Source organism: Embleya scabrispora (genome assembly GCF_002024165.1).
In the GTDB taxonomy this organism is placed as follows: Bacteria; Actinomycetota; Actinomycetes; order Streptomycetales; family Streptomycetaceae; genus Embleya; species Embleya scabrispora_A.
The window spans coordinates 4,093,533-4,105,379 of the sequence record NZ_MWQN01000001.1 but is presented as its reverse complement, the minus strand read 5'-3'; the positions used below and the strand labels follow the sequence as shown (position 1 = coordinate 4,105,379).

General features: G+C 66.3%; 9 protein-coding genes. All 9 read right to left on the bottom strand.

What is annotated here, in order from left to right; all coding sequences use genetic code 11:
- Nucleotides 1-23: 23 nt before the first annotated feature.
- Nucleotides 24-1,067, bottom strand: a complete 1,044-nt coding sequence (locus B4N89_RS18170; protein WP_078976874.1) for an ABC transporter ATP-binding protein — start codon at nt 1,065-1,067, stop codon at nt 24-26.
- Between the two features lie 16 nt (nt 1,068-1,083).
- Nucleotides 1,084-2,097 carry an ABC transporter permease gene (locus B4N89_RS18165; protein WP_078976873.1) on the bottom strand — a complete coding sequence of 338 codons (1,014 nt, stop codon included), beginning with the start codon at nt 2,095-2,097 and terminating at the stop codon, nt 1,084-1,086.
- Nucleotides 2,090-3,019: an ABC transporter permease gene (locus tag B4N89_RS18160; protein ID WP_078976872.1), complete on the bottom strand. Its 930-nt coding sequence runs from the start codon at nt 3,017-3,019 to the stop codon at nt 2,090-2,092. The genes B4N89_RS18165 and B4N89_RS18160 overlap by 8 nt, the downstream gene beginning before the upstream one ends.
- Before the next feature lie 158 nt (nt 3,020-3,177).
- Nucleotides 3,178-4,833 carry a peptide ABC transporter substrate-binding protein gene (locus tag B4N89_RS18155; RefSeq protein WP_078976871.1) on the bottom strand — a complete coding sequence of 552 codons (1,656 nt, stop codon included), beginning with the start codon at nt 4,831-4,833 and terminating at the stop codon, nt 3,178-3,180.
- A gap of 509 nt (nt 4,834-5,342) precedes the next feature.
- Nucleotides 5,343-6,476: an ABC transporter ATP-binding protein gene (locus tag B4N89_RS18150; protein WP_078976870.1), complete on the bottom strand. Its 1,134-nt coding sequence runs from the start codon at nt 6,474-6,476 to the stop codon at nt 5,343-5,345.
- Between the two features lie 41 nt (nt 6,477-6,517).
- On the bottom strand, nt 6,518-7,630 hold the full coding sequence (locus tag B4N89_RS18145) for an ABC transporter ATP-binding protein (protein ID WP_078976869.1): 1,113 nt from the start codon (nt 7,628-7,630) through the stop codon (nt 6,518-6,520).
- Between the two features lie 62 nt (nt 7,631-7,692).
- Entirely contained in the window at nt 7,693-8,676 is a 984-nt protein-coding gene (locus B4N89_RS18140) for an ABC transporter permease (RefSeq protein ID WP_078976868.1), read from the bottom strand.
- A 129-nt stretch (nt 8,677-8,805) separates the two neighbouring features.
- A complete protein-coding gene (locus B4N89_RS18135; protein ID WP_078976867.1) occupies nt 8,806-10,569 on the bottom strand; it encodes an ABC transporter substrate-binding protein in 1,764 nt (587 codons plus the stop codon).
- 128 nt (nt 10,570-10,697) lie between these two features.
- Nucleotides 10,698-11,741, bottom strand: a complete 1,044-nt coding sequence (locus B4N89_RS18130; RefSeq protein WP_078976866.1) for an ABC transporter permease — start codon at nt 11,739-11,741, stop codon at nt 10,698-10,700.
- Nucleotides 11,742-11,847 lie beyond the last annotated feature (106 nt).

Sequence of the window (11,847 nt, the reverse complement as noted above, 5' to 3'; positions counted from 1 at the left end):
CGGCGGTCGCGCCGTTCGGGGACTCAGCCACGGACTTCTCCCTCCATCACGGTCTCCCAGAAGTGGCACGCGCTGCCCCGACCGACCGAGATCTCGTGCAGCGGCGGAACGTCGCTGCGACAGATGTCCTGCGCATACGGGCAGCGCGGGTTGAACGCGCAGCCGGACGGGATGCGCATCAGGTTCGGCGGCAGACCCTTGATCGCGTACAGCTCGCGACCCTTGTGGTCCAGGCGCGGGATCGACTCCAGCAGACCCTTGGTGTACGGGTGCGTGGGCTGGCGGTACAGCTCGCGCACCGGCGCCTGCTCGACGATCCGGCCCGCGTACATGACCGCGATCTTGTCCGCGACGTCGGCGACCACGCCGAGGTCGTGGGTGATCAGGATCAGACCCATGTTCCGCTCGCGCTGCAACTCCGCGAGCAGGTCCATGACCTGGGCCTGGACGGTCACGTCGAGCGCGGTGGTCGGCTCGTCCGCGATGATCAGCTCGGGGTCGAGCGCGAGCGCCATGGCGATCATGATGCGCTGGCGCATACCGCCGGAGAACTGGTGCGGGTAGTCGTTCACCCGGTCCTTGGCCGCCGGGATGCGCACCTGGTCCATCAGCTCGATCGCCTTGAGCTTGGCGTTCTTGCGGGACATGCCGCGGTGCACGGTGAACATCTCGGCCAGCTGGAAGCCGACCGAGTACACCGGGTTGAGCGCGGAGAGCGCGTCCTGGAAGATCATCGAGATCTTCTGGCCGCGGATCTTCCGGCGCTCCTCCTTGGACATCCTGAGCATGTCCTTGCCGTGGAACCGGATCTCGCCGCCGGTGATGTGCCCCGGCGGCATGTCCAGGATGCCCATGATCGTCTGCGCGGTCACCGACTTGCCCGAACCGGACTCGCCGAGCACGGCGAGCGTCTCGCCGGCGCTGACGTCGTACGAGACACCGTTGATCGCCTTGGCCACACCCTCGCGAGTGCGGAACTCGACGTGCAGGTTGTCCACTTCCAGCAGCGGCGCGGCGCCTGCCGAGCCCGATCCCTCGGGCTTGTTCTTCGTGTCGATCGTCGTCACTTGTGTGTCCCCTCCCTCAGCGGAGCTTCGGGTCGAGGGCGTCGCGCACCGCGTCGCCGAGCAGGATGAAGCTGAACACCGTGACCGAAAGGAAGATCGACGGGAAGATCAGCTGGTACGGCGAGTCGCGCAGTGCGGTGGTCGCCGAGCTGATGTCCGCACCCCACGAGATCTCGGTGGGCGGCAGTCCGATACCGAGGAACGACAACGTCGCCTCGGTGGCGATGAAGGTGCCGAGCGAGATGGTCGCGACCACGATCACCGGGGCGATCGCGTTGGGAAGCACATGCCGACCCAGGATGCGGCCGGTGCCGGCGCCGAGCGCCTTGGCGGCCACCACGTAGTCGGACTTCTTCACGGTGATCACCGAACCACGCATGATGCGCGCGATCTGCATCCAACCGAAGATGCCGAGCGCGGCGACCACGGTCCACACCGTGCGGTCCTTGAACGAGCTCATGAACACCAGCGCCGCGAGCAGCAGCGGGATGCCGAAGAAAATGTCCGTCACGCGCGCCAGGATGGTGTCCAGCCAGCCGCCGAAGTAGCCGGACAGGGCGCCGATGAGACCGCCGATGACCACGATCAGCGCGGTCGTGGCGACACCGACGATGATCGACGCGCGAGCACCGAACACGGTGCGGGCGTAGACGTCGCAACCCTGGACGTTGGTACCGAACCAGTGGTCTCCCGACGGGTCCTTGTTGGTGTCCAAAATCGGACAGTGCCGCGGATCGATGTCGGTGAACACGCCGGGGAAGAACGCCATGAAGATCAGGAACAGCAGCAGCACGCCGGAGACGTAGAAACTCGGGTTGTGCCGCAGCTCGCGCCACGCCTCGCCCCACGCACCGCGGGGCTTGCTCTGCGGGCCCTGGACGTCCGGGGCCGCGTAGGCGCCGCGCTTTTCCAGCGTCGTGCCTTCTTCGTCCGCCAACATCAGGCCGGGGTTCTCGATCGAGCCGAACTGGGGCTGCTCGTCGCTCGCCGTCGGCAGCTGTTCGCGCTGCTGCTTGTTCATGTCAGGCATACCGGATCCTCGGGTCCAGGACGGCGTACAGCAGGTCGACGATCAGGTTCATGACCAGGTAGATCATCACCAGTGCCGCCACCGCACCGACCACTGTCGAGCTCTCGTGCTTGGTGACCGCGAGGTAGATCAGGCGGCCGACGCCGTCGACGTTGAAGATGCCCTCGGTCACGATCGCGCCGGCCATCAGCGCGCCGAGGTCGGCGCCGAGGAAGGTCACGACGGGGATGAGCGAGTTGCGCAGCAGGTGTCGGGTGACCACACGACGGCGCGGAAGACCCTTGGCCGTGGCGGTACGCACATAGTCCGCGCGCATGTTCTCGGCGACGCTGGTTCGGGTCAATCGGGCGACGAAGGCCAGGGAGAGCGAACCGAGCACGAGGCCGGGCAGGACCAACTGGCTCCAGGTCGGGTCGCCCACGCTCGCGGTGGCTTCGAAGATGCCCCACTCGCTGCCGAGCCAGAACTGCGCGATGGTGCCGAGCACGAACACCGGGATCGAGATGACCACCAGGGTGCCCGCGAGAACCAGGGTGTCCGCCAGCTTGCCGCGGCGCAGGCCGGACAGCAGGCCGAGGCCGACACCGATGACGACCTCGATCGCGAACGCGATCACGGCGAGCCGGATCGACACCGGGAAGGCGCGCTTGAGCTCCTCGGAGACGGGACGGCCGTTGAAGCTGGTCCCGAAATTACCCTGGAGCAGGTCGGTGATGTAGTACCAGTACTGCACGATCAGCGGGTCGTTCAGGTGGAACTCTTCCCGCTTCAGGCGCACGAAGACAGGGTCGGCACCCTTGTCGCCGAACATGGCCGAGATGGGGTCGCCACCCAGCTGGTACACCATGTAATAGATCAAGAACGTGGTCCCGATGAACACCGGGATCATCTGGAGCAGTCGCCGTACGACATATCGCCCCATGCCAGCCTCCTGCTGTCGTCGTCGGCCCGAAGCGAGGATCGGACCCAGGCCGGCGTCGTGGATCGCACGTCGCCGGCCCGGCCCGTCACCACCAAGATCCGGCCGCACCGATTGCGGTGCGGCCGGACCGTGGTCGATGCCGGGTCATGTCCGAATCACTACTTGACGGTGACCTCGGTCCAAACCGGGTTGCCGTACGGGTCGATTTGAACGTTGGAGACCTTGGTCGAGGAGCCGCCCTTGGTCACGTAGTACCACAGCGGGATCGACGGGACGTCCTTCGCCAACTGCCGCTCGGCGTCCTGCCAGAGCTTGATGGCCTCGGTCTGGTCGGAAGCGGCGCTCGCGCGCTTGGCCAGGTCGTCGAAGATCGGGCTGGAGTAGCCCGCGTCGTTGGACGCGGCACCGGTCTGGTAGATGTCGGCGAGGAAGTTGTCCGGGAACGGGTAGTCGCCGCGCCAGCCGGTACGGTACGCGCCGGTCATCTTCTTACCCGAGATGTCCTTGCGCGCGACACCGAACTCGGGGTAGAGCTTCGGCTCGCAGGAGCCCTGCCCGATGACCTCGTTGATGCTGTTGCAGACCGCGGTGACCCATTCCTTGTGCGGGCCGTCCGCGTTGGTGGCGATGGTGAGCTTGCCACCGGGGATGCCGCCACCGTCCTTGACCAGCTGCTTGGCCTTGACCGGGTCGTACTTGGTCAGCTCGCCGGTGATGTCCTTGCTGTAACCCGGGATGTTCGGGGCCAGCCAGTCGGTCGCCGGCTGCTCGGCGCCCTTGTAGATCGCCTTGACGATGCTCGCCCGGTCGATCGCCATGGACAGGCCCTGACGGACCTTCTCCTTGCCCGGCGCGCCCCAGCCGGCGTCGTACAGCGGGAAGCCGATCTTCTGGATCGAGAACTGCGGGGCCTCGATCGCGCGCTCGCCCAGGTCCTTCTTGAAGCTGCCGATCGCCGACGTCGGAATCTGGTCGATCACGTCGAGCTTGTTGTCACGCAGCGCGGTGTAACCGGCGTCGTAGGACGTGTAGAACTGGAGCTGCACGCCGTTCGACTTCGGCTTGTCCGTACCGGCGTACTTGTCGTACTTCTTCACGGTCAGCGACTTCTTGTGGTTCCAGCCGCCGTTGGCGGTGTCGAGCTGGAACGGGCCGTTGCCGATCGGCGCCTCGCCGTACTTCGCCGGGTCCTTGAAGAACTCCTGCGGCAGCGGCGAGTAGACCACGTAGCCGAGGCTCGCCTTGAAGGACGAGTACGCCTGGACCAGCTTGATCGTGAACGTCTTGTCGTCCACGACCTTGAGGCCGCTCAGCTCCTTGCTGGTGGGCTCACCCTCCTTGGGGTGAGTCGCCTCGTAGCCCTCGATCTTCTCGAACCAGGGGCTCGCGTTGATCTGCTTGTTCGTGGAGACGGCGCCCCAGTTCCAGGCGTCCACGTAGGACTTCGCGGTGACCGGCTCGCCGTTGTGGAAGGTCCACCCGGACTTGATCTTCACCGTGTAGTTGATCGAGTCGGTGGACTCCACCGACTCCGCCATGGCTGGCACGGGCTGCCCGGTCTTGGAGTCGTACGTGTACAGGCCGCGGAACATGAGCTGAAGCGGGTAGAAGCCGCCGTTCTCGTTCGAGTTCGCGGGCTGGAGCGGGTTCTGCGGCTCGGTGCTGTAGGCCGAGTAGTAGCCGGCGGGCAGGCCGTTGCTGCCGCCACCGCCGCCCTTGTCGTCCTTCTTGTCGTCGCTGCTGCCACACGCAGTCGCGGCCAGGCCCAGAACGGCCACACCGACGACCCACTTCACGCGCGTTGTTCCGCGCATGGGTTGCCTCCTCATGGAATCACTACCGAAGTGAAGTGCAACGGGGCCACCCGAGCGGGAAGCATCCGTCACAGCTGCTCGTAGAGTCGGCGCCCCCGAGCGCGTGACCAGGTTCCGAGCACAAGCGGATCTACTATCCGTCACCGATTGGCCGCGACCAATCCCCTGCAGGTTTCAGTTTGATCACGTAAATCCGTGATCAATCTCGAAACCCAGACATATGAGACCAGTAATGAAGCCGTATCAAACGGACACCATGTACCGCTGCCCGGAGCATACAGTCCGATGAACGAACACCCATAAGACGCCCCTACCTCGTCTCACAAAGCGAGAAACGCTACGTAGCGTGACGGCACTCGCCCGGCCGAGGCGGCGCGGACCGACCGGTCACCCGGGGTTCAACGCGCGTAGCTGACCTGCAGGAAAGCACGAAAAACGGGATGCCACCAAATCGGTGGCATCCCGTTCTCGGGTGCTGTATGACGATTCGCCGTCACGGCGATGCGTCGTTACTCCGGGTCGGTCGTGATGCCCGCCTCGAGCGCCGCCTCGATCCGCTCCTCGGGCATCGTCTCCTCCGCCTTGGCGGTCGCCTCCAGCGGGCCGGGGAAGTGGCACGCCACCCGGTGGCCCGCGAGCAGCGTGTCGATCCCGATCAACGGGGGCTCCTCGTTCGCGCACACGTCCTGCGCCTTGGGGCAGCGGGTCCGGAAGCGGCAACCGGACGGCGGGTTGATCGGACTGGGCATGTCGCCGAAGGCGTGCACCCGTGTCCGGTTTCCGCTCTTGTCCGGGTCCGTCTCCGGCACCGCGGCGAGCAGCGTGTGCGTGTACGGGTGGTGCGGGTTCGCGTACAACGACGTGCGGTCGGCGATCTCGACGATCTTGCCGAGGTACATCACCGCCACGCGCTGGGAGAAGTGCCGAACCACCGCGAGGTCGTGCGCGATGAACACGAACGCGATGCCCATGTCCCGTTGCAGGCCCTGGAGCAGGTTGACCACCTGCGCCTGGATGGACACGTCGAGCGCGGAGACCGGCTCGTCGGCCACGATCAACCGGGGCTGGAGCGCGAGCGCGCGGGCGATCCCGATCCGCTGCCGCTGGCCGCCGGAGAACTCGTGCGGGAAACGGTTGTAGTGCTCGGGGTTGAGACCGACGCGCTCCAGCAGCTCCTGCACCCGCTTTTTCCGGCCACCCTCGGGGTTGATCCCGTTGACCTCCATCGGCGAACTCACGATCGCGCCGACCGTCTGTCGCGGGTTCAGCGACGAGTACGGGTCCTGGAAGATCATCTGGATCTGGCTGCGGATCGGGGCGATCTGCTTGCGGGTCGCGTGCGTGATGTCGTTGCCGTCGTAGTGGATCGTGCCGCCGGTGGGCTCGAGCAACCGGCTGATCAGCCGACCGGTGGTGGACTTGCCACACCCGGACTCGCCGACCAGGCCCACGCTCTCCCCCGCCGCGACGGACAGGTCGATCCCGTCCACCGCGCGCACGTTGAGCGTCTTGCGACGGACCAGACCGCCGCCCTTGACGGGGAAGTACTTGACCAGCCCCCGTACGTCGAGCAGCGGTTCGCCGGGCGACTTCGGCGCGGGGTCCGGAGCCGGCGCCGGGGTCTCGCTGATCGTCTCGGTCATCGTCGTTCTCCTGCTTTCTGCCGTCGGCCGAGCCTCGGCGATCAACCGAGCAGCGGGCGGACGTCGTCGATGAAGATCCGCTGCTTGTCCTCGGCGCTCAGGTGACAGGCCGCCCCGCGCCCCTCGGACAGCGCCAGGAGCGGCGGCTCGGTCCGGCACCGCTCGCCCCCCACCACGTCGGCGTAGTCGCACCGCGGATGGAAGGGGCAGCCCGGCGGCGGCGCCAGCAGGCTCGGCGGCGTACCGCGCACCGGCCGCAGCGGAACGTCGACGTCACCGGAGAGGTTGGGCATCGAGGACAGCAGCCCCCACGTGTACGGGTGCCGCGGATTCTTCAGCACCTCGCGCACGGTGCCCTTCTCCACGCTGCGCCCCGCGTACATCACCAACACGTCGTGCGCCATCTGGGCGATCACGCCGAGGTCGTGGGTGATGAACAGGATCGCGGTGCCGAACTCGTCCTGGAGGTCGCGGAGCAGATCCAGGATCTGCGCCTGGACCGTCACGTCGAGCGCGGTCGTCGGCTCGTCGGCGATCAGCAGGTCCGGGTCGCACACCAGCGACATCGCGATCATCGCGCGTTGGCGCATGCCGCCGGAGAAGTGGTGCGGGTAGTCGTTCACCCGGGTCTTCGGATTCGGGATGCCGACGCGGTCCAGCATCTCGATCGCACGCGCGTGCGCGTCGCTGCGGTTGGCGCCCAGGTGCCGCCGATAGGACTCGGCGATCTGCTCGCCCACCGTGTAGAACGGCGACAGCGCGGTGAGCGGATCCTGGAAGATCATCGAGATCCGCCGACCGCGCAGGTCGCGCAGCTTGCGCTCCGGCATGGTGATCAGGTCGCGGCCGTCGAACCGGATCTCGCCCTCGATCTTCGTCTTCTCCCGGTTGTGCAGCCCCAGGATGGTCAACGAGGACACCGACTTGCCCGAGCCGGACTCGCCGACGATGCCGAGCGTGCGGCCCTTCTCGACGTCGAAGGACAACCCGTCCACGGCCTTGACCACGCCGTCGTCGGTGGAGAAGTGCACCCGCAGATCACGCACCGACAAGAACGCTTCGGAGCCGTCGGCGCGAGCGGACGCCCCCGCCTTCCCGGCGCCCTCGGACTTGCCGGTCGGCTGATCGGCGGTGGTATCGGTACTCGCGGCCATGCCCTGCTCCTCGGCCCCTGCGGCTGGTGGACGGTGACGCTGACTCATCGGACGCCGCCCTCTCACGAGAGCCGGACCCGTGGATCGATGACGGCGTACAACAGGTCCACCACGAGATTCGCGAGCATCGTGAAGCTGGCCGCGATGACCACCACGCCCATCATCATCGGCAGGTCGGAGTCGGTCACCGAGGTGACCGCGAGCATGCCGATGCCGTGCAGACTGAAGGTGCTCTCCGTGATGATCGTGCCGCTCATCAGCACGCCGATGTCCACGCCGAGCACGGTGACGATCGGGCTGAGCGCGCCCCGGAAGGCGTGTTTGATGTACACGCTGCGTCCGGACAGGCCCTTGGCCTTGAGTGTTCGTACGTAGTCCTCGGACAACACGTCCACCATCGTGGATCTGGTGAGGCGGACGTACATGGCCATGTGGATGGTCATCAGACAGATCCACGGCAACAGCAGTCCCGACGCCCATTGGAACGGATCGTCGGTGAACTGGTGATACTGCGGTCGATCCATCCAGCCCAACTGCTGGACGAAGAGATAGATGAACAGGGGCCCGAGCACGTAGATCGGTGCCGAACCGCTGAGCAGCGCAAAGCCGGTGGCCACCTTGTCGGTCTTCTTGCCCCGCCGCATCGCGGCCAGGATGCCCAGGCCGATACCCAGCGTCATGAACAGCACGACCGCGCCGATGGCCAGGGACACCGTGGTCGGGAAGCGGTCCGCCACCGTGTGCGAAACGTTCTGGTTGTTGGCGAACGAGTAGCCCAGACACGGGAAGTTGCAGGTTTTCTCACCGATGTTACGGCCGGCGAAGATCCCGGAGATGAAGATCCAATACTGCTCCAGGAGCGGTTTGGTCAGGCCGAGGTTGTGCCGGACCGTCTCGCGCATCTCCGGCGTGCAGTTCTTGCCACACGACAGGCGCACGACCGAGTCCTCGCCGGAGGCGGCGAAGAACAGGTAGAACGTGATGAGGCTGACGACAAGCAGGATCGCCGCTACGCCGAGCAGCCGCCGGACCAGGAATCGAAGCATGAGGCCGGTCTTCCTCCGCGATGTGCCCCGGCGATCGATCCGGTCGGACCGGCCGGTCCCGGGAGTCGACATCGCGACTCCCGGGACCGGCCGACCGACGGGCGGATCAACCGCCGACGGGCCTGACGGCTACTTGATGAAGATGTTGTTCAGGTCGATCGCGCCCTTGGAGTTGAGCGCGGCGCCGCCGATCTGCGGGCCGTACACCAGGCGGTGACGCTGGTAGATGTACGGGATGGACGGCACGTCCTGCATGATCTTCTCGTCGAGCTTCATCCACTCGACGGCCTGCGCGTTGGTGTCGGTGATCTTCAGGATGCGGTCGATCTCCGCGTCCACGGCCGGGTTCTTGTACTTGGCGTAGTTCTGGCCGTTGTCGAGCACCTGGCGGCTGTCGTACACCGGGGTGTAGACGGTCGAGCCGGTCGGCCAGTCCGCTCCCCAGCCCGCCCAGTAGAGGTCACACGGCGTGTCGAGCTTGCCGATGACGTCGTAGTACTCCTTGTCGGAGATCTCCTTGCGCTCCATCTGGAAGCCGGCCTTGCCGAGCATGTCCATGATCGGCAGCGCGCGCTCCTGCTGGACCTTGGTCGTGTTGATGCACAGCACGACCTTTTGGCCGACCTTGCCCGCGGCCTCCAGCATCTGCTTGGCCTTGGCCTGGTCGCCGTCCGGCGGCAGACCGTCGAACAGGCTCTTGTACGGCGCGTAGCCCAACTGCGTGGGCGAGGCGATGGTGGTGGAGAAGTCGCCCGCGGTCGGGCCGCCCTCGGCCAGTCGCGCGGACTGCCGCGGGAACGCGATCGCCATCGCCTTGCGGACGTTGACGTCGGTGATCCGCAGGTTGTTGATGTCGAACCGGTTCGCGTACGGGCCGATGCCGTCCGTGACCCGGTTCTTCAGCGCCGGGTCGGTGGCGATCTGCTGGGCGAAGTTGGCGTCGGGACGCTCGTTCAGGGTGAACGCGGCGGCGTCGCTGCCGGCGGCGGCGGTCAGCCGCTGGAACTGCGTCGCGCCCGGGATGCCCATCTCGAACTTGAACTGGTCCACGTACTGGTGGCGCACCGAGTCGCTGGCCGGGTCCCAGTTCGGGTTCTTGTCCAGGATCAGCTGCTTGTCCGGCTCGTGCGTGGTGATCTTGTACGGGCCGCTGGCGAACGGCTTGGTGTCGATCTGCTCCTTGGTGTCCTTCGACTTGGGCATCGGAGCGGTGGTGCCCATCGCCGCGGCGAAGGGGAAGTCGCCCTGCGGCGAGGCCAGATGGAAGATGATCGTCTTCGGGTCCGGCACCTCGATCTTGTCGTTGGGCAGCTCGGCGCCCTCGAACGGACCGGGGTAGGTCTCCCAGTACTTGTCCGAGCCGGTCAGCCAGCCCTGGATCCAGACCGGACCCTCGTTCCACGCCTTGTTGAACATGCGCTCGACGCCGTACTTGACGTCGGCGGCCACGATCGGCGTGCCGTCCTCGTACTTCAGGTTGTCCTTGAGCGTGTACTTCCAGGTCTTGCCACCGTCGGTGGTGGTGCCGGTGTCGGTCGCCAGGTCACCCACGAGGGTGGTCTTGTCACCCTCGCGCTTGTAGGTGGTCAGCCGGCGCGAGATCAGCTCGGACACCGTCATCAGGTTGCTGACGTAGGCGCGACCCGGGTCCAGGTGCGAGAAGCCGGTGCGGTTGAGGACGCCGGCCACGCCGCCCTTCTTGGCGCCCGGTACCTCGGCCGCCGGGCCCTTCGAGTCGGCTGCGGTGCCGATCACGACGGACGCCGTCTTGGCGGAGGGTTTCGCCGTGTCGTCCTTCTTGTCCCCGCCGCCGCTGCTGCACGCGGAGGCCGAGGCCGCGAGGGCCCCTACCGCGAACAGCGCGACGAATCGGCGCTTCCCCGTCGATGTCATGTGATCCCCTCATCAAGAAACCGTTCACCGGGCCCAGGTGCCGCGGCGGGTGGGACGTACGCAGGAGCGGTTGCGCAGGCTCCGGGGTCACGACGGGCACGATCGGCCCGCGCGTGGACCCCGGCCGGTCATCGGTTCGACTTGGGGTCGAGCGCGTCGCGTACCGAATCGCCGAGGAGGTTGAAGGCGAGCACGAAGATCACCATCGCGATGGCCGGGAAGGCCAGGTAGGTGACGTCGCTCTGCATGCCTTCGAAACCCTTGTTGATCATCCGACCCCAGTCCGGAGTGGGTTCGGTCATGCCGACCCCGAGGAAGGACAGCGCCGCCTCGGTGGTCACCAGCGTGGGCAGATCGAGCGTGGCGATGATCAGGATCGGGGTCCACAGGTTGGGCAGGAGCTCCTTGAAGATGATCCGCCCGGATCCCGCCCCGCTGACCTTCGCCGCCTCGATGAATTCGCGTTCGCGCATCGACAGGACCTGACCCCGCAGTACGCGGGCGATCCGGGTCCAGCCGAACATCGACAGCACGATGATCAGGGCCGTCGCCCGGAGCATCGTCGGTGTCGTCTCGCGCTCGCTGACGAACAGCGCGAGCACGATCGGGGTGAACGCGATGAAGAACAGCTGCGAGGGCATCGCCAGCAGGGTGTCGATCACCCGGCTGATCACGTAGTCCACCTTGCCGCCGAGGTATCCGGCGGTGATGCCCAGGATGGTGCCGACCACCGTCACGATGATCACCACGACCACGGCGAGCAGCAGCGAGGTACGGATCCCGTACACGAGCTGCATCAGCACGTCCCGGCCGACCGCGGGTTCGATGCCGAACCAGTGCTCGCCCGAGATGCCGCCGTTGGGCGCGATGGGCGCGCCGACCTCGTTGAGCAGGCCCGGGTGGATCTGCCCGTAACGCGTGTACGGGTCCTTTCCGTACAGCTTTTCGATCAATGGCGCAGCGAAAGCGATCAAGAAAAAGAAAATCACGATCGACGCGGATATGACGCCGCTGCGATCCTTGCGGAAACGCCGCCAGGCGAGCTGGCCGGGCGATCGCCCGACCACCTCTTGCGGTGCCGCCGCGACCCCCGCTTCGGAGAGCGGTGAGTCGGGCGTTCCCGGATTCGGGGATCCTCCCGCCTCCGGGACCAGCTGGGGTTGCATGGTCATGACTGCAAATACCCCCGAGTCGCGGTCGAGTGCGACCGGATTCCGTTTGGTTTGGTGGCCGCACGGACTCTCGCAACCCAATTACCGTGTCGTCAAGAGGACAGTC

What these genes read in the sequence shown, in the direction of transcription:
- B4N89_RS18165 (WP_078976873.1), bottom strand. Translation starts at nt 2,097, where the DNA reads ATGCCTGACATGAACAAGCAGCAGCGCGAACAGCTGCCGACGGCGAGC.
- B4N89_RS18160 (WP_078976872.1), bottom strand. Translation starts at nt 3,019, where the DNA reads ATGGGGCGATATGTCGTACGGCGACTGCTCCAGATGATCCCGGTGTTC.
- B4N89_RS18155 (WP_078976871.1), bottom strand. Translation starts at nt 4,833, where the DNA reads ATGCGCGGAACAACGCGCGTGAAGTGGGTCGTCGGTGTGGCCGTTCTG.
- B4N89_RS18150 (WP_078976870.1), bottom strand. Translation starts at nt 6,476, where the DNA reads ATGACCGAGACGATCAGCGAGACCCCGGCGCCGGCTCCGGACCCCGCG.
- B4N89_RS18145 (WP_078976869.1), bottom strand. Translation starts at nt 7,630, where the DNA reads ATGGCCGCGAGTACCGATACCACCGCCGATCAGCCGACCGGCAAGTCC.
- B4N89_RS18140 (WP_078976868.1), bottom strand. Translation starts at nt 8,676, where the DNA reads ATGCTTCGATTCCTGGTCCGGCGGCTGCTCGGCGTAGCGGCGATCCTG.
- B4N89_RS18135 (WP_078976867.1), bottom strand. Translation starts at nt 10,569, where the DNA reads ATGACATCGACGGGGAAGCGCCGATTCGTCGCGCTGTTCGCGGTAGGG.
- B4N89_RS18130 (WP_078976866.1), bottom strand. Translation starts at nt 11,741, where the DNA reads ATGACCATGCAACCCCAGCTGGTCCCGGAGGCGGGAGGATCCCCGAAT.